At 59.7% G+C, this 16,599-nt stretch carries 16 protein-coding genes; 9 read left to right on the top strand and 7 right to left on the bottom strand.

Annotation, left to right across the window (positions count from 1 at the left end):
• Nucleotides 1-186 precede the first annotated feature (186 nt).
• The 4 genes from Q666_RS35975 to Q666_RS35960 form a co-directional block, all read right to left on the bottom strand.
• The gene (locus Q666_RS35975) at nt 187-1,074 is read right to left on the bottom strand and encodes a DMT family transporter (protein WP_022999078.1); all 888 of its coding nucleotides are present in this window, start codon (nt 1,072-1,074) and stop codon (nt 187-189) included.
• A gap of 102 nt (nt 1,075-1,176) precedes the next feature.
• Nucleotides 1,177-2,286 (bottom strand): alpha/beta fold hydrolase, encoded by a 1,110-nt coding sequence (locus Q666_RS35970; protein WP_200863748.1) that lies wholly within the window; start codon nt 2,284-2,286, stop codon nt 1,177-1,179.
• Between the two features lie 127 nt (nt 2,287-2,413).
• Complete coding sequence (locus Q666_RS35965) at nt 2,414-2,863, bottom strand: DoxX family protein (protein WP_022999080.1); 450 nt, start codon at nt 2,861-2,863, stop codon at nt 2,414-2,416.
• A 225-nt stretch (nt 2,864-3,088) separates the two neighbouring features.
• Nucleotides 3,089-3,949, bottom strand: a complete 861-nt coding sequence (locus tag Q666_RS35960) for an alpha/beta hydrolase (RefSeq protein ID WP_022999081.1) — start codon at nt 3,947-3,949, stop codon at nt 3,089-3,091.
• Nucleotides 3,950-4,113: 164 nt separating this feature from the next.
• Here Q666_RS35960 and Q666_RS35955 point away from each other — a divergent pair, with 164 nt between their 5' ends.
• From Q666_RS35955 to Q666_RS64665, 3 genes are read left to right on the top strand one after another with little or no spacing between them, the layout of a single operon-like run.
• Nucleotides 4,114-4,776 (top strand): response regulator transcription factor, encoded by a 663-nt coding sequence (locus tag Q666_RS35955; RefSeq protein ID WP_022999082.1) that lies wholly within the window; start codon nt 4,114-4,116, stop codon nt 4,774-4,776.
• A complete protein-coding gene (locus tag Q666_RS35950) occupies nt 4,766-5,137 on the top strand; it encodes a response regulator (protein WP_022999083.1) in 372 nt (123 codons plus the stop codon). The genes Q666_RS35955 and Q666_RS35950 overlap by 11 nt, the downstream gene beginning before the upstream one ends.
• Before the next feature lie 14 nt (nt 5,138-5,151).
• Nucleotides 5,152-7,248, top strand: coding sequence for a PAS domain S-box protein (locus tag Q666_RS64665; RefSeq protein ID WP_022999084.1), 2,097 nt, complete (start codon nt 5,152-5,154; stop codon nt 7,246-7,248).
• 48 nt (nt 7,249-7,296) lie between these two features.
• On the opposite strand, the gene Q666_RS35945 is transcribed toward Q666_RS64665, so the two are convergent.
• Nucleotides 7,297-8,139 (bottom strand): alpha/beta hydrolase, encoded by an 843-nt coding sequence (locus tag Q666_RS35945; protein WP_286133752.1) that lies wholly within the window; start codon nt 8,137-8,139, stop codon nt 7,297-7,299.
• Between the two features lie 439 nt (nt 8,140-8,578).
• Between Q666_RS35945 and Q666_RS35940 the strand changes: the two genes are divergently transcribed.
• The 5 genes from Q666_RS35940 (at nt 8,579) to Q666_RS66160 (ending at nt 13,783) form a co-directional block, all read left to right on the top strand.
• Nucleotides 8,579-9,292: a dihydrofolate reductase family protein gene (locus tag Q666_RS35940; protein WP_031284937.1), complete on the top strand. Its 714-nt coding sequence runs from the start codon at nt 8,579-8,581 to the stop codon at nt 9,290-9,292.
• On the top strand, nt 9,276-10,643 hold the full coding sequence (locus tag Q666_RS35935) for an MFS transporter (RefSeq protein WP_022999087.1): 1,368 nt from the start codon (nt 9,276-9,278) through the stop codon (nt 10,641-10,643). Before Q666_RS35940 ends, Q666_RS35935 begins: the two co-directional genes overlap by 17 nt.
• 294 nt (nt 10,644-10,937) lie before the next feature.
• On the top strand, nt 10,938-11,384 hold the full coding sequence (locus tag Q666_RS35930) for a (2Fe-2S)-binding protein (RefSeq protein ID WP_022999088.1): 447 nt from the start codon (nt 10,938-10,940) through the stop codon (nt 11,382-11,384).
• A 12-nt stretch (nt 11,385-11,396) separates the two neighbouring features.
• The gene (locus tag Q666_RS35925; RefSeq protein WP_022999089.1) at nt 11,397-13,643 is read left to right on the top strand and encodes a xanthine dehydrogenase family protein molybdopterin-binding subunit; all 2,247 of its coding nucleotides are present in this window, start codon (nt 11,397-11,399) and stop codon (nt 13,641-13,643) included.
• A complete protein-coding gene (locus Q666_RS66160) occupies nt 13,640-13,783 on the top strand; it encodes a hypothetical protein (protein WP_022999090.1) in 144 nt (47 codons plus the stop codon). Before Q666_RS35925 ends, Q666_RS66160 begins: the two co-directional genes overlap by 4 nt.
• Before the next feature lie 23 nt (nt 13,784-13,806).
• On the opposite strand, the gene Q666_RS35920 is transcribed toward Q666_RS66160, so the two are convergent.
• Nucleotides 13,807-14,274 (bottom strand): hypothetical protein, encoded by a 468-nt coding sequence (locus tag Q666_RS35920; protein ID WP_022999091.1) that lies wholly within the window; start codon nt 14,272-14,274, stop codon nt 13,807-13,809.
• A 114-nt stretch (nt 14,275-14,388) separates the two neighbouring features.
• Nucleotides 14,389-15,714 carry a hypothetical protein gene (locus tag Q666_RS35915; protein WP_022999092.1) on the bottom strand — a complete coding sequence of 442 codons (1,326 nt, stop codon included), beginning with the start codon at nt 15,712-15,714 and terminating at the stop codon, nt 14,389-14,391.
• Nucleotides 15,715-15,862: 148 nt separating this feature from the next.
• On the opposite strand from Q666_RS35915, the gene Q666_RS35910 reads away from it, so the two are divergent.
• Nucleotides 15,863-16,573 carry a LuxR family transcriptional regulator gene (locus Q666_RS35910; protein ID WP_161633214.1) on the top strand — a complete coding sequence of 237 codons (711 nt, stop codon included), beginning with the start codon at nt 15,863-15,865 and terminating at the stop codon, nt 16,571-16,573.
• Nucleotides 16,574-16,599: the final 26 nt, after the last annotated feature.

Genomic DNA, 16,599 nt, shown 5'->3' with positions numbered 1-16,599 from the left:
TAATGAGTACGAGGTACCGGCGGCAGGTTTGGGCACGCCGATGAGCCTGTAGACGCAGACCCGGACGCCTTCTTAAGACCTCAACCTAAGTTGAGGTCAAGGACAAATTTCGGCTTCTTCAAATCGATCACTTTCCGCGTGCCACATCACCGTGCAAAGGCTGGACTTCCCCAAGTTCCGGGTCACTCATCGATTGACAAGTACGATCCCGGCGACGACGAATGCCGCTCCTGCAAGAAGTGAAAAAGTCAGCTGCTCCCCCAGCAGGAGCACTGCCAGGATGCTGCCGAAGATTGGCATCAGGTGGACAAATTGCCCGCCGCGTTCCGGGCCGATGACGCCAATGCCGTAGGACCACAGCAGAAACCCGATCGCCGACGCAAAAACCGCAATATAGGCGACAGCAAGCAGCGACTCTTCGGTGAACTCAGGCCGTTCCACCCCGCGTACGAGGAGGAAAGCCGCCATCACGCAAAGCGCCACCAGAATGCTTGCCACCAGCGTCACGCTCTGCGGCACGGCGGACGGCTTGTGGCGCAGCAAAAGCGTATACCAGGCCCAGATCAAAATCGCGCCGAGCATCCAGACCTTGCCGGTATCAACCTGAAGAAGGGACACGCCGACGGTTCCGCCAGCCAGGACCAGAACCGAGGCACCCAGCAGCGACACAAGCAGCCCGGCGATCTGGAACAAGGTCGGCCGGAACCCGCTCCAGATCATTCCACCGGCAACTGTCGCGACCGGAGCCAGCGCCAGGATCAGGAGACAGTTCACCGCGGCAGTCTGCGAGAGCGCCTGGTAGACCATCGTGTGAAACGCGGCGATGCCGGTGATCCCAAGCAATGCGACCACGCGCCATGATGCAACAAGCTCCCGGCGATAGGAGACCAGGCCTCGCAACGTGAAAGGCAGCATCATCGCCAGGCAAAGGCCCCATCGGATCGTGTTGAGTTCCAGGGGCGTGATCTCACCGCGGATCGCACGTCCGGCGATAAAGTTTCCCGACCAGAACAGGGTCGCAAAAACGAGCGCGGCAATTGCCGCCGTGGTGTCTTTTTGGATTGCTTGTCTCATCTTTCGGTCATCCTTCGGCTTGATCTGTGGAGATCAGACGCCAAAACCGACCGGCGCACATGAGATCGATGTCCCGCTGCGCTTGATAAAGTGACGTATTGCCTAGGGTGTTTGTCCCGTCTGTGCCGACAGAACGCGCACGATCAACTCGGAACGGGTGTGCACCCCAACCTTGTCGAAGAGCGAAGAGACCTGATTTCTCACGGTCTTTTCGCTCTTGTCCAGAAGCTCCGCAATTTCCGAATTGCTCAGCCCCTTCGCCACCAAAGTCAGCACTTGTTCCTCCGCGGTGGTGAGCCCGAAATCCGTGTCGGATACCGCGAGGTCGGCGCTGGTTCCGAGGAAGTCCCGCAAGGATGAAAGAAGAACGTTCCACGCAGGTTCCGTGTCCAGCAATACGTGATTGTTGCTGTCCAGGGGCACGAATTTGGCATCGGGGATGGTCATGGCAAGCTCGCGTCCCTGAGCGAAGGGAACACGTGCGTCGCCATTTGCGTGCAGCACCAGCGTCGGCACTTTCAATTGCGCAGCCAGATTCAGGACGTCGATACGATGAAGCGTTTCCATCGTGCGGGCTGCAATGTCTGCAGATGCGGTGTCTTGTTCAAGAGACCGCCACCATTTGTGCTGCGCAAGCGTTCCGTCCGGAATGAAGAGATGCGTAAAAACCTGATTGAAAGCAGTATCGTCCCTGCCCCACCCCAGCCGCATCAGGTTGGTCAGCGTGGCCGCTTCCAGTCTTGCCCTGTCGCTGGTGTCGCGAGCCAACAGTCCGCGCGCGTAACCGCCGATCAAGACCAGTCGTTCCACCTTGTCCGGATGGCGAAGCGCGTAAGCGATGGAAAGCGCGGCACCTTGAGACATGCCGAGCAGGGTAAAGGGTTCGTCGATTGCTTCGGTCACGGCTTCCAGGTCCGACAGCCAGGCCTCGAAGCTGATCTCGGAGATGTTTCGCGAAGAAAGACCACAGCCGCGAAGGTCGTATCGCACGAGACGTCCGAAGCCAGTCAACTCGGCAAGCCAGTGTTGCCAGACGGGACTGTCAAGATCGCGGGAGATATGGGTCAGCCAGTGAGCGGCTCGAACGATGGTCGGCCCACGCCCTGACGAGGCGCAGGCAATGCGCGCACCATCTTTGGCGGTGACAAAGAAGATGTCTTGTTTTGGAACTCCACGCCGCATCATGGGCAGGAGTATGACATCTCTTCGCATGGGGGCACAGTATTGCCTTGGCGCGATTGCTGTTCATTTCACGCCCCATTGCACCCGGCACAAACGCGCACGGCCTCCGGGATGGGCGGAGGCCGTGAAGCGTTTTTCAGTTTTTACAGGGATGCGATTACTGCAGTCGAGTGCCGATCCGGGCATCGACGCTAAAGCGGCCGGCGCCATAGGCTACGATCTGCAACAGTCCACCGGCGATCGATATGTTCTTGAAGAAGTGGATGAACTGGTTCTGATCACCGAGCTGATTGTGGAAGGTCAGAGCTGCTGCCACAGTAAAGAGCGCCATGACTGCGGCAACGAGACGGGTCTGATAACCCGCGATCAGCGCCAGACTGCCGACGATTTCAACTGCAACTGCGCCGACATAGGCGAGCGTTGCGAAGGGCAGGCCTGCCGCATCGATCCAGGCGATGGTAGCTTCTGCAGACCCAAGTTTGGAAATGCCGGAAAGCAGAAACAAAGGGGCGATCAGCAGGCGTGCGGCCAGCGGCACGGCGCCGTCCAGACTGCGGGTGAGTGCGGAGCCGCCTTCAGGTGCGGCCGATACATCGAGATTTGCCATTTTCAGTACTCCTGTTTTGCCGGACTTTCCTTATTCGTCCGGGCCTGGTTAAAAGATATCGTCTACTTATCTGATTATAAGCCATCAAAATCAGATCACATTGTAATCGAATATTGAACAATTCAATCCGGCCTGCGTAAGTGGCGGGAAGAGTCTGTGCGCCCGGGAGCTTCAGCGCCGGCAATTTCGAACCGAAATCTGCCGGCGCCGAAGTTTCAACCTGCATCAGGCGTTGCGGACAAAACTGGCGATGATGTCCGCCGTCAGTTCAGGATGCTGATGCTGGGGCCCATGGCCTGCGCTGGGGTAAGTCACCAGTGTGACTGTTGGCAGGACCCCGTTCAGCGCGTACCAGTTCTCGACCGGGAAGATGATGTCGTGATCTCCGCCGATATGCAGGACCGGCACGCTGGTCGTCTTCAGCATCTCCATCACCGGCGGAGCCGGGAAAGCCGGATTGGCCGGACCACCGGCAATGCGAGCCCGTGCAAAATCTATCGGAACTGCCGGGCTGGTATCGCCCTCACGCGCTTCGATGCGTGCCTGGGACCGGCTTGCGGCCGCACGGCTTGAAGCCGATTTCGGTTCGAAGAAAAGGGCAACCACGTCTTCGAAGTCGTTCACGTCCTTGCCGGCAAGGTCGTAAAAAAGCTGCTCTGCCGGTTTCACCAGATCGCCGGGAGGTGTCGAGCCCAAGAGCACAAGGTGGCTGATCTCCTGCGGATAAAGCGTCAGCGCCACCTGGGCCGCCATGCCGCCGATCGACCAACCGAGCAGGATCACGTCCTTCAGGCCCAGCGCCTGGATAAGATCACGCGGATCTGCGGCCATCTCCAGGGGATTGTAACTGGGTGTGCCGGTGGACAGGCCAAGGCCGGAATAGTCGAAGGTGATGACACGAAAGCCTTTTTCGGCAAGCCCGTTCAGGAAGGCCGGATCCCAGAGATCCAGAGTGCCGCGAAAGCGCGTTGCCAGCAGGATCGGCTTGCCTTTGCCGATGGACCTGTAAGCCAGAGTTCTGCCACCGGTTTCGATGAATTGGGTCGGTGCCGTCAGGGCATCGTTTTCTGCAATCTTGTCGAGCATGTCCGTCTCCTCTGCTCCTTGCCGAATAGCGCCGGATCGCTTGCCTTTCCGGCTGATGGCTAGAAGGTGAGCCAAGACGGGTCCCGGAACCATTATCTGCCAGGATGCTGCACTTATACTGGCGTATGATTGAACGGACTGCAGGCCCATGCGAGGACTTGGCCATGACTGACAATCCGATTGTTCACATCATCGACGATGACACCTCGCTACGCGAAGCCCTGGTCCGGCTGTTCCGGTCCGTTGGTCTTGAGGCGAGGCCTTATGTGTCCGTCGCGGCTTTTCTTGAGGCCGGCAACAACGACACTCCGGGGTGTCTTTTGCTCGATGTGCGCTTGCCCGGCATGAGCGGTCTCGACTTTCAACGTCAACTGGAGGATCTCGGGATCCGTATGCCGGCCATCATGATGACCGGCCACGGAGATATCCCGATGTCCGTCAGCGCGATGAAGGCGGGTGCAGTCGACTTTTTGCCGAAGCCTTTCCGCGACCAGGACCTTCTGGATGCGGTGGCAATTGCAATCGAACGCGACAGCCGCAATCGGACCGACAATCGGGAAAAAGACCAGTTGCAGGCTCTGTACGAAAGCCTGACCCGGCGCGAACGGCAGGTGATGACGCGTGTCTGCGCCGGACGCCTCAACAAGCAGGTCGCAGCGGATCTCGACCTCAGCGAAATCACAGTAAAGATCCACCGTGGAACGATGATGAAAAAAATGAGAGCCAGAACCCTGGCCGACCTTGTGCGCATGGCCCAGATCCTCGGTCTGAAAGACCCTCATGTGGATGCCTCCGGATTGGCGAGGCTCGACAGTCATGACCTCTGAGGCAGCCTGCGTGGCGGTCATCGATGACGATGAATCGCTGCGCAACGCCATTTCGTCGCTGCTGCGTTCAGTGGGAATGCGCGTTTCAACCTTTGCCACCGCCGACCTTTTCCTGAACCGCGCGGTGCTTGGCGACACCGATCTGATCATTACAGACATTCACATGCCGGGCATGTCCGGCATCGAGTTGAAAGACCGGCTCGACGATCTGGACTGCCAGGTCCCCGTGATCATGATCACCGCCAAGACCGAGCAGAATCTGCTTGACCGGGCGGAGGCCTCGGGAGCCTACTCGGTGTTCCGGAAACCCTTCGATACCGACGACTTACTCAACACGATCGAGCAGGCCCTTGCCGACTGAACGGGAGATGCCGCATGCTGGAAGGACCTATCCCTCTTTCTGAATTGCAGCGCCCTGACGCGGCAGCAACCGCCCTTCTGGACCATGCCCCGCAAAGCGTCGTCCTGTGCGACGGAACCTGGCGCATCGCATACTGGAACCGGGCGAGCGAAACGCTCTATGGCTGGACATCGGCTCAAGTACTCGGACAGGAGCTGAACACGCTGCTGCAAAGCCGGCATCCCCAACCCGTCCAGGCCCTGCAGCAGACTTTCTCAACGCACCGGGCCTGGGACGGTGATCTGGAACGCACCACCGCCTCCGGCAACACTCTCACCGTCGAAACGACCTGGGCGATGGTGCCAGCGGCAGACGGGCAGTCCGAGTGGATCATCGAATACGGACGCGACATCACCGCGTTGAGTGATGCGGAAATCTCCGTCCGCACACTCACCCACCAGTATACCAACGTGTTCCAGGCCATGGCAGCCTCGTTCTGGGAACTGGACTTCACCGAAGTCCGCCAGATGATCGGCGGCCTGCTGCAATCCGGCGTCACCGATTTCGCGGCCTATTTTCAAAACCATCCCGAGTTTATCGACGAGGCCATTGCCCGCACGACGATCCTGGATGTCAACGATGCGACTGTGCGGCTGTTCGGGGGCAAGGACCGGGACGGCATGATCGGCCGAAACATCTCGCCATTCTGGCCGCAGGAAAGCCGGACCATCTATGCCCGATCCTTGCTGGCCGCCCTGCGGCGTGAACCCAACTTGCAGACTGAAACCCGGCTATCGACGCTCGACGGGCAGCTGATCGATGCGCTCTTCACGGTGTGTTGGCCGGAGGGCCATCATGGTCGTGGCTCGGTTCTGGTCGGTGTCATTGACCTTACCGACCGCGTCAAGGCGGAAGAGGAACTGAGACAGTCGGAACTGCGTTTCCGCGATCTTTTCCAGGCCATGTCCACGGCCTTGTTCCAGCTCGACACTGCGGGCTTGCTTGGCTTCTATGACGACTTGCAAGCCCAAGGCATTACCGACATGGGCGCTCATCTTGACGACCATCCGGAGGATCTCAGGAGCGCTATGGAGGGCTGCCTCATCGTTGAGGTCAATACAGCCGCTCTCAAGATACTTGGTGCGGAAACGGCAGAGGACCTCATAGGCCAGACAGTATCCCGCTTCTGGCCAGCGTCCGGTGAAGAGGCCTTCCGGGCCGTGCTTCAGCACAGCTTCGCCTCGGCAACCCCGTTCGAAGTCCGCGCCCGGAACTGCCGCCTCGACGGCAGCGAGTTCGACACGATGTTTCTGGTCAATGCCTCGCCGATCCTGCGGGCAAGGAAGATGACGCTTGTCGGGCTCGTCGACATCACGGATGAAGTCGAGGCAAGGTCCGCCCTGCAAAAGCTTCAGGCCGAATTCGCCCATGCTTCCCGGCTTTCGGTGCTCGGGGAACTGGCAGCCTCCATCGCCCATGAGGTCAACCAGCCGCTGGCGGCAATCGCCGCAAACGGGTCAGCCGCCAGCCGCTGGCTGAAGCGGCCCGACCCCGATCTTGAGGAACTGATGGCCATCAACGAGGCGATGGTCTGCGACGCAAGGCGCGCGGCCGACATCGTGTCCAGGATCCGCTCCATGGCCACCAAGCGGGAGACCCAGCAGCTTGCAGCATCAGTCAATCGGATCATCGAGGAGGCTCTGGTTTTTCTTTCCCACGAGCTGCAAGCCCACGGCACAAATACACGAACCGCGCTGAAGGACGGCCTGCCGGATGTCCTTGTCGACCGGGTGCAGATCCAGCAGGTGGTGGTCAATCTCATTCTCAACGCCGTCCAGGAACTTGCCCGCAAGAACATCCCCTTCCCGCTGATCGAAGTCACGACCTCGCAGGTGGACAACAGGGTTGTCATCCGCGTGGAAGATACCGGTGCCGGCATTCCGGCGGAGATGCGCGAGCGTATATTCGAAAGCTTCTACACCACCAAACAGACCGGACTTGGCATCGGCCTGTCCATCTGCCGCAATATCGTGGAAGGTCATGGCGGCAGGATCCTGGCGGACGGTTCACCGCTCGGCGGTGCACGGTTCCAGGTGGAGCTGCCCGTTGCCTCTGCAGCGGTGCAAACATGATCGGGAGGACGCTGCCGTCCTCCCGTTTATCTGGCTGAAACCGAGTCCTCACGCCGGCTGGACGAAGAACTCCTGAAGATCGGGATTGACGATGTCCGGATGGGTCGTTGCAAGGCCGTGCGGCAGCCCCTCATAGGCCTTCAGCGTGCCTTTCGGCAGCAGCTTGATGCTTTCCAGTGCCGAGGCCCCGATCGGGACGATCTGGTCGTCGTCGCCGTGCATGACCAGAACCGGAATATCGATTTTTTTCAGGTCTTCCGTGAAGTCGGTCTGGGAAAACGCCTTGATGCAGTCGTAATGAGCCTTTGCTCCCCCCATCATGCCCTGGCGCCACCAATTGTCGACGATGCCCTGGCTGACAACGGCACCCGGCCGGTTGAAACCGTAAAACGGGCCTGCCGGAATATCGTGGAAGAACTGCGAACGGTTGGCCAGAAAGGTTTCCCGGAAACCGTCGAACACTTCCAGCGGCAGACCACCCGGATTGGCCGCTGTCTTGACCATCAACGGCGGCACAGCGCCAAGCAGCACGGCCTTTGAAGCACGGGCTGTACCGTGACGGCCGAGGTAGCGGGCCACCTCGCCACCGCCGGTGCTGTGGCCGACGTGGATGACGTTTTGCAGGTCCAACGCTTCCACCAGCGCCTTCACGTCATCGGCGTAAGTGTCCATCTCGTTGCCGTCGAAGGTCTGGGTCGAACGGCCGTGGCCGCGCCGGTCGTGCGCCAGCACCCGGTACCCCTTCGCCAGAAAGAACATCATCTGGGCGTCCCAGTCATCGGCAGAAAGCGGCCAGCCGTGGTGAAACAGGATCGGCTGGGCATTTTTCGGACCCCAATCCTTGTAAAAGATTTCGGTGCCGTCTGCGGTGGTAACGAATTGCGCGGTCATCTGGCTTGTTCCCCTGATTTCTTCCGCCGTGGCGGGGGTCGGTTGCATAACGATGGATACGGCCCCGCCGATCGCGGGGGCCGATGCCAGTCCTTCAAGAACGAAGCGTCGCGTGACAGATTTCATGGACATGTTGTTCCCCGTAGCTGATGCAGGCGGTGCCTGCGGTGACGTCATCAGCCTGCGGGAAAGGGCACCGTGGAACCATTGTACGGCAGGTCTTACCGCTCATACATCGGTATGGTTGTATTGAACCCCGTGTTTGATTGAAGCTGGTGTTGAGCCAATTTCGTCAAAGAAAGCCGGCTTGTTTCATGAGTCCTTCTCATCAGTGCAAGCTGGGCTCAGGGCATATTTTCCATCCGGTCTGCGGGGTAATGTGTCAGCTCCAAATTCGACTTGCCTCCCAAGCGCCTTGAAACCGGAAGCAACGCATCAAATGCAACGCCCCTTCATCATCTGCCACATGATCACCTCTCTCGACGGCCGCCTCCTTCCCGGTCGCTGGCCGGCCAACGAGGAAGAAGTCATGACAGCCTACGAAAGCGCTGCCGAACGTCTGGACAATGACGGCTGGATTGTCGGTCGGCGCACAATGGAAGATTTCATTGCCTCAGCTGAACCCTGCATCTCTACAGGTCCAGTTCCGCGTCCGGATCTCATAGCCGGCTCTTCTGGAAACAAGGTCGCAATCTGCTTTGACCGCTCCGGACGTCTACGCCCCGAAACCGGAGACCTCGACGGCGATCATCTCGTGATCGTGCTCTCGGAAAGAGTTGCGGATGACCATGTCCAGGATCTGTACGCCCGCGGCATTTCCGTTTTCTTTGCCGGTGCGGAGGGAACCGACCTGTTCGTTGCGCTGACCAGGATTTCGGAAGCCTTCGATTGCCGGCGTCTGTTGCTGGAAGGCGGCGGTACTCTCAACGGCGCGTTTCTGGCAGCCGACATGATCGATGAAACCAGCACACTCGTCTTCCCTGTTATTGATGGACAGAGCGGCATTCCAGCCATTTACGAGCATACGCAACCGTGTGATGCCCGCAGGCTCGAACTCATCTCCTCCAGCACATTCGACGACGGAACCATCTGGATCCGCCACAAGGTGATCCGGGACACGTCCCATCGAGACCGGAATGACAGTGACATCTGAATCTCATCCCCCTGCCGGGGCCCTGATCATCATAACCTTCGCGACGTTCCTTGCACTCGTCGTCTTCACCGCGCCGCTGACGACGCTGGAAGCGATGACACGTGAACTGAACCTGTCGTCGGCCGGTCAGGCGTGGGTCATGGGCGGCATGCCACTGGGTGCGGCCTGCGGCCTGCTGACCGCAGGCGCCCTCGGCGATACACTCGGCCGGCGAATGACGTTCACCGGTGGATTGTGGCTCACGGTTCTGTCGTCGGTTGCCGCAGCGCTTGCCACCAGCGGCCTGTTTCTGATCCTCATGCGCATCGTACAGGGCCTTGGAAGTGCCGGCATCATGGCCTGTGGCCTCGGGTTGCTCGGACAGATCTACCAGGGCGAAGCTCGCCGGCACGCAGCGGCGATCTGGGCGGCGGCACTTGGCGGCGGTGTGGCTGCAGGTCCGATCATCGCATCGCTCCTCCTCGGGGTTTCGGGCTGGGCCGCGATACACTGGCTGATAGCGGTGACCTCGGCCCTGCTCGCCCTCGCGGCCCGGGCACGCCTTCCGGAAAGCCAACCCAGCGGTCAGAAGGTCGATCTGGCGGGAAGCGTCGTTCTGATGGCCGGGCTCGGATGCCTTCTTTCGGCATTGACCGAGGCGCGGGTCGGGTCCGCGATGACGGTCGTAATCCTTTCGGCTTCCGGTCTTCTGCTCGTCGCGATTTTTCTGGCGATCGAAAAACGGGTCAGAAATCCGATCCTGACACTGGATCTTTTCGGTGATGCCAATTTCGCGGGAGCCACAATTGCGGCCTTCGCCTCGGGCGCGGGTGTGCTTGCCCTTATGTCCATGGTTCCGACCGTTCTGGTCCGCGGCCTTGGAATGGAACCGCTGTTTACTGCCGTTGTTCTTGTCGCCTGGTCCGGTGTCACCGTTATCGCCGCTCTTGCGGCACGCCTGCTGCCGGACCGGTTCACTTCTAGACAAAGGGTTATCTGGGCCATTCTCGGTTGTGCACTTGCCCAGTTCCTGCTGATTGCCGCTGATGCCGATACGACCTGGGCGGCCGTTCTTCCCGGTCTGTTCATCGCCGGGCTGGCCAATGGCGTCCTGAACGCTTCCCTGGGCCACGAAGCTGTGCAGACGGTCCCCCCAGAACGCAGTGCCATGGGGTCCGCCGCCAACAACACGGCCCGCTACCTCGGTTCGGCCATCGGCATTGCACTTGTCTCCCTTCTGATTGCAGAACCGACGGTCGAGGGCTTTTTTGCCGGCTGGCATGGGGCGGTCATTGTCAGCACCGTCAGCAGCCTGATCGGCGTTGCAGCCATGCTGTTCGTCAGTCGTCGTGGTACCCGACCGACAGTGTGACGCCGGCGGCAGAAGCGCCCTCGACATCGCTCAATGACCAGACCTTGCCTGCTTTGTCAGTGGGCTGTCGCTGTGTGCAGGCCAGGGACATCCACTTGGTTCGCCCGGTTCGTTTCATGAGGCCAGATCATAACTCGTTTCAAGAGACGCGCCTTAATCCCCCGGCCTGATGACTTCATATTACCCGTGACGCGCCGGGCATGACGCTGCCTGAAGCGATACGGACGCAAGTATGTTGCCGCGTTGCGCAATCAGCCGTCGGCACGCCTTCATGAAAGCTCGAGGAGAGGCACCATGGAACTGAACATCAATGGATCCCGGCACCAGGTTGACGTTGAACCCGACACCCCGTTGCTGTGGGTATTGCGGGACACGCTCGGAATGACCGGCACCAAATACGGATGTGGCCTTGCTCAATGCGGAGCCTGCACGGTGCTTGTCGACGGTTACGCGACCCGTACCTGTGTCACCCCGGTCGAAAGTGTCGCCGGTTCCGAGATCACGACAATCGAAGCAATTGAACAAGATCCGATCGGCAGGAAAGTGGTCGACGCCTGGGTGGAAAACCAGGTGCCGCAATGCGGCTATTGCCAGTCTGGCCAGGTCATGGCTGCCACGTCCCTTCTCAAGGAAAACGCCAGCCCATCGGAAGACGACATTGCCGCAGCAATGACCAATCTGTGCCGATGCGGCACTTACAATGCGATTTCGAAAGCCGTGCGTCAGGCTGCTGAAGCTTAAGGAGGCGCTCCCATGAAAAATGATGAAAATTCCGGTTTCACGCGCGCCGATATAAACGCAGCGCGCCCGCTGAACGTCTCACGCCGTGGCTTTCTCGCCGGTTCTATCAGCGCGCTGGTTCTGACCGTATCTCTTCCTGCTGGAACCGGGCGGGCGATTGCGCAGGCCGGCCAGACCACGCCGGGTACCCGGATCGATGCCTACCTGGAAATTCTGGCCGACAGTACGGTGAAATTCCGCAGCGCTTTTGTGGAAGGTGGGCAGGGTATCTACACTGCCATGGCCCAGATTGTCGGTGAGGAACTGGATGTCGAGCCGGGCAACTTTCAAGTTGAAACGGCGCCCCCGGGACCCGACTACCTGCTGATCGGCGGGCAAATTCGCTTTACCGGCGGCAGCATGTCCGTGCGCATGAGCTATGACGCCATGCGCAAGCTTGGTGCGACTGCCCGTCAGATGCTGCTGCAAGCCGCTTCTGGGCGCCTTGGCGTGCCGATTGAAACCCTCACGACCGAACCCGGGAAAGTGGTTCATCCGGCCTCCGGGCAATCGATCCCCTACGGAGACCTTGCGACAGCTGCGGCGGACCTTCCGGTGCCGGAAACTGTCGAATTGCGGTCGAAGGATGAATTCCGCTGGATCGGAAAGCCGCACGACAGGCTGGACGTTCTCGACAAGTCCACGGGACAGGCGCAATACGCGATCGATCTTTCGGTCGATGGCATGCTCTACGGTGCGGTACAACATGCGCCGCGTCTTGGCCAGCAACCTGGCGCATACGCCAATGAGGCAGACGTCGCGGCGATGCCCGGTGTGCATTCCCTTCACAAATTGCCCGGTGCCGTCGCGGTTCTGGCCGACAGCTGGTGGCGCGCCCGGATGGCCGTTGAGAAGCTGGAAGTCGAGTGGAGAGAAGCTCCCGCAGGTACCGCTCGCGCCATGCCGGACACCTTCTCCTCCGAAGCGCACAAGGAAATGCTCAAGGCGACGGCTGGTCAAGGGATCGCGTTTGAAGCCGAAGGCGATGCCGATGCCGCGCTATCATCATCCGCCAAGGTGATCGAAGCCGCCTATGACGCCCCCTATCTGGCACACGGTCAGCTTGAGCCGCCCTCTGCACTTGTGCGCTGGAACGATGACGGCACGCTGGAAATGTGGGTCCCGAACCAGGCTCCCGAGATGTTCCAGGCCGATGCCGCGAAGGTGGCCGGGATATCTGCGGACAAGGTCATTGTTCATTCCCCGATGCTTGGGGGCTTCTTCGGCCGTCATTTCCTCTATCAGACGGCAAATCCCTATCCGCAGGCGATCCAGCTGTCCAAGGCGGCAGGCCGCCCGGTAAAACTCCTTTGGAGCCGCGAGGAAGAATTCCTGCGCGACGCTCTTCGGCCAATTGGCACGGTGCGGTTCAGGGCTGCGATCGACCCGGATGGCCATCCCCTGGCTTTCGATGCGGTTGCCGTCGGCGAAGGCCCCACCGGACGCTGGTACGGTCGTCAGCCGGACAAGGTCGACAGCTCATCGGTCGAGGGAATTGCCGGCAAGCCCTACGCGATCGCAAACAAGCGTGTGGGCCAGATCCATGTCGACGATCCGGCCATTATCGGGTTCTGGCGTTCCGTCGGTCATTCGATGAATGATTTCTTCTATGAGTCCTTTTTCGACGAAATGGCTGATGCCGGCGAGCAGGATCCCTTTGAACTGCGTCTCAAGTTGCTGGACCACAGCCCACGCCACAAGACACTCCTGCAGACGGTTGGTGACTTGTCCGGTGGTTGGAAAAGAGGGCCCTTTGAGGCGGAAGACGGAACGCGGCGCGCCCGCGGTGTTGCAATGGCCTCTCCTTTCGGCAGCAAGGTGGCAACGATTGCAGAAGTCTCCCTGGATGGCGGCGAAGTGGTCGTTCACGATGTCTGGGTCGCTATCGATCCGGGCAGCATCGTCAATCCAGCGATTATCGAAGCCCAGGTAAACTCCGCCGTGGCACTCGGTCTCTCTTCCGCATTGCTGGAAGAGGTCGTCTACACCGATGGTATGCCCGAAGCCCGCAATTACGACATGTATCCGATCCTGCCTCCTGAGCGCATGCCGCGCGTTCATGTCCGTATCGTGGAGAGCGGTGCGCCGATGGGAGGTGTCGGTGAACCCGGGCTTCCTGGCGTGCCGCCGGCAGTCGCAAATGCCGTAGCTGTTCTCACCGGCGAACGGATCCGGAGCCTGCCGCTTTCCAGGTTTGATTTTTCGGGAGCAAACGGATGATCAGCAAGATTATTGCAGCCATCGGCATCTCGCTGATGATTTATGGTGCTCCCTGCGCTTTTGCGCAGGGAGGTGACCTTTCGGGACAACAAGTGCTCCTTTTGAAACAGGACCTTGGCCTTCAAGCTGGCAGGAGCTGATTGCTGCGAACCATGAACGCTCGTCAGCACCCTTCAGACGACGCCTTGAAGGACAATGTGCTGGTTCTCGCCTTGCCGTTTTTCCCGACATATTTGACCTTCGCCCGCATGAAGGCGGGGTAACCGGCGCCAATCGTCTTGGTCGAGAACCCGTAACTGTTCGTCACGGTGACCGCTCCATTGATCCGGCTTGAATAGAATTCTCCCGTCGCTGTGTTCAGGCTCAGTTTCTCCGTGCGCGTGAAACATTTGCGCCCTTCGGGGCAGACCTGCGTATGAACCCCGCACCGGTTTTGCTTGTAGTCGTTGAAGAAGTAGACGGACTTCACCGGCCCCTTGGAACCGGTCTTGATGAAGCAACCAACAGGATGGTTGAACGGACAGGCCTGTGGTTGACCTGTCACTCCCTCATTGGAGCGCGACTGTGCTATCGCAAATTCTGCCGGCAGACCCAGCAGAAGGCCAGCTGCAAGAGCGTAGGCGTATTTCATCAGATTGTCTCCTTTGAGCCGAAACTCGGCAAGGAGTAGGCGATCCTTGCAGACCGCAAATGTCCCATATGGGAGAGCTTGAGCGGAAATCGCAGTTACTTAGGCAGCGAAGCATCAAGCTCTCGCGTCTCTTTCAGCAACCTTGCGAAGCGCCAGGGACTGGCCCGGGGCAAAGCGTGACACTGTCTCATACAGCAGCCAGGACAGAAGACAGCCGACCAAAGCCGCGGAATTCAGGTCCACCGTTGTCAGCAGCACGGTGACCGCGATCCCGACGTTCAGCGACACGATTGCCGCCGGCGCGCTCACGCGCCGGCCGCGAACCGACGCCCAGACAACCGGCAAGAAAACCGCCAGCGAACTGAAGGCGGAAATGATCGAGTTCAGGACATCCGCGAACAAGGCCGCTGAAAGACCGAGCAACGTGAACAGCGCGGCAACGATAAGCTGCAATCTCCCCAGCGACAGTTCTGTCCGTTCCAGACCGGCCATCAGCGGCATCACGAACGTGTCCATCGTCGACATCACCACGGCGATGAGCATCAGGTCGACAAGCCATATCCAGGTCTGCGGCACCGACGTGTGCAGGATCTGCATCACGTCCCCGCCAGGCATGCTGTGCAGCCCGAGCCAGACGATTATGAGGTATCCCGCAAGGCATATCGGGGCTCCGAGCAGGAATGCCCGCCGGGCAACCGACGGCTCCCGTGCGGTCGCCATCCGCTGCCAGTTGTCGACGGCCAGAACAGCGCTTGCCGGTATGAACAGCCAGATGCCGATCAGGATCGGAAAGCGGTAGGGACCAAGGTCGAAAAACACGAGCTCCCGCGTAGGCGCTTCCATGTTCCACATCCCGAGGATCGCAATGCCGACGAGAATGACCACGGCCTGCGGAATGTCGGTTTCCGTTGCTACCCTGTAGCCGCCAATCGCCGTATAGGCTCCTGCAACGAATGTTGCGAGCACGACTGCCGCAAGCGGCGGAATTGGAAGGACAGCCGTCAGGATAACGGCCAGGGCAATCAATTGTACCGAGGCCCGCAGAAGAAAGACAAAGGCAACCGGCACCCATATCAGGATCGGGTGCCGCACCTTGTGGGTGACCACGATGAGGTCGATCAGCCCCCTCACCCCGTATTTTTGCGACAATCTGTGGACACCCGGAGCGACAAGGGCACACATCATCAGCCCGGAGCCATAGGCCAGCGCGAGCGACAGGCCGATGACCGGGCTTGCCGCGGAAAACAGCACCAGGGCAACGAATGTACCGATGCCGATATTGCCGCAAATGATACCGGCGACCGTGGCCAGCAACCCCGTGCGACCCGAGTTGAAAATGTAGTCGGCTCGCGTCCCCTTGCGGCTGCGCCAGAAGGCGTAAACCAGCGGCCCCAACAGAAGCGTTCCAAGGACGATTGTCTGTGATCCCGTACCTGTCACGTCAGAAGCGGCCCCTCGAAAACGTGTTCCGTCCGACGGGCCCTGGTCAGGTAAAAATCCCCGTGAACTCTAACCGTTGTCCGATGTAACCCGGCACCCTATGATCTCCAATATATGGAAAACCATAGTTTATGCTTGGACAGACGCAGTGCCGCCCAGTTTGATCGAGAAATTGCCTGAAGGAATTTCTTCCAACAGTGCCTGGACAGCCAGTGCGCAATTCTTCGAATCCTTTGGCTTCGACAAGCTCATTTACATCGACCGCACGATGGCGGGTCTGTCGATGTTCACCACCTTTCCGGAAAGCTGGACCTCTCATTACCGCGCCGCCGCCTATGAGCGGATCGACCCCTTCTTTGCCTACTGCTGCACCTCGACTACTCCTATGGGGACAGGCATCGACTATCTTTCGGACTACCCGTATCTGTGCACCGCCCAGCGCCAACTCATTCAGGAAGCTGGAGAAACCGGCATGCGTGCCGGCATGTCCTGTATCGTGCGGCAAGCGGGCCCTGGTGGAGCTGGTGGCTGGAACCTCGGATCAAGCCTGCCGCGTCACGAAATCGAGAAGATATTTTCAGAACATGCCGACCTGCTCCGCCTGACAGCCTTCTTTGCGCACCAGCGCCTGCAGGCCGCGCTGGAAAACGAGCACAGGGACATCGCGCTGAGCCCGAGGGAAAAGGAATGCCTCCTTTGGGTCGCGCAAGGCCTGCGCAGCAAGCAGATCGCAGACAAGCTCGGCCTCAGGCCGGTTACCGTCGAACTCCATCTCAAGAACGCCCGCACAAAACTTCGCGCCGCGACCCGCGAACAGGCAATTGCCATCGCGCTGCTCAACGGGCTGATTTCCCCTTAGTCAGGAATGTGGGAAAGGTGTCCTGT

This window comes from Labrenzia sp. C1B70 (assembly GCF_000475395.1).
Taxonomy (GTDB): domain Bacteria; phylum Pseudomonadota; class Alphaproteobacteria; order Rhizobiales; family Stappiaceae; genus Roseibium; species Roseibium algicola.
Note: the sequence above shows the minus strand (reverse complement) of the source record. Positions and strands in the feature narration are given on the sequence as shown.

Excerpts from the sequence above, each read along its gene's own strand:
- Q666_RS35975 (WP_022999078.1), bottom strand. The coding sequence starts at position 1,074 with ATGAGACAAGCAATCCAAAAAGACACCACGGCGGCAATTGCCGCGCTC.
- Q666_RS35970 (WP_200863748.1), bottom strand. The coding sequence starts at position 2,286 with ATGCGAAGAGATGTCATACTCCTGCCCATGATGCGGCGTGGAGTTCCA.
- Q666_RS35965 (WP_022999080.1), bottom strand. The coding sequence starts at position 2,863 with ATGGCAAATCTCGATGTATCGGCCGCACCTGAAGGCGGCTCCGCACTC.
- Q666_RS35960 (WP_022999081.1), bottom strand. The coding sequence starts at position 3,949 with ATGCTCGACAAGATTGCAGAAAACGATGCCCTGACGGCACCGACCCAA.
- Q666_RS35955 (WP_022999082.1), top strand. The coding sequence starts at position 4,114 with ATGACTGACAATCCGATTGTTCACATCATCGACGATGACACCTCGCTA.
- Q666_RS35950 (WP_022999083.1), top strand. The coding sequence starts at position 4,766 with ATGACCTCTGAGGCAGCCTGCGTGGCGGTCATCGATGACGATGAATCG.
- Q666_RS64665 (WP_022999084.1), top strand. The coding sequence starts at position 5,152 with ATGCTGGAAGGACCTATCCCTCTTTCTGAATTGCAGCGCCCTGACGCG.
- Q666_RS35945 (WP_286133752.1), bottom strand. The coding sequence starts at position 8,139 with ATGACCGCGCAATTCGTTACCACCGCAGACGGCACCGAAATCTTTTAC.
- Q666_RS35940 (WP_031284937.1), top strand. The coding sequence starts at position 8,579 with ATGCAACGCCCCTTCATCATCTGCCACATGATCACCTCTCTCGACGGC.
- Q666_RS35935 (WP_022999087.1), top strand. The coding sequence starts at position 9,276 with ATGACAGTGACATCTGAATCTCATCCCCCTGCCGGGGCCCTGATCATC.
- Q666_RS35930 (WP_022999088.1), top strand. The coding sequence starts at position 10,938 with ATGGAACTGAACATCAATGGATCCCGGCACCAGGTTGACGTTGAACCC.
- Q666_RS35925 (WP_022999089.1), top strand. The coding sequence starts at position 11,397 with ATGAAAAATGATGAAAATTCCGGTTTCACGCGCGCCGATATAAACGCA.
- Q666_RS66160 (WP_022999090.1), top strand. The coding sequence starts at position 13,640 with ATGATCAGCAAGATTATTGCAGCCATCGGCATCTCGCTGATGATTTAT.
- Q666_RS35920 (WP_022999091.1), bottom strand. The coding sequence starts at position 14,274 with ATGAAATACGCCTACGCTCTTGCAGCTGGCCTTCTGCTGGGTCTGCCG.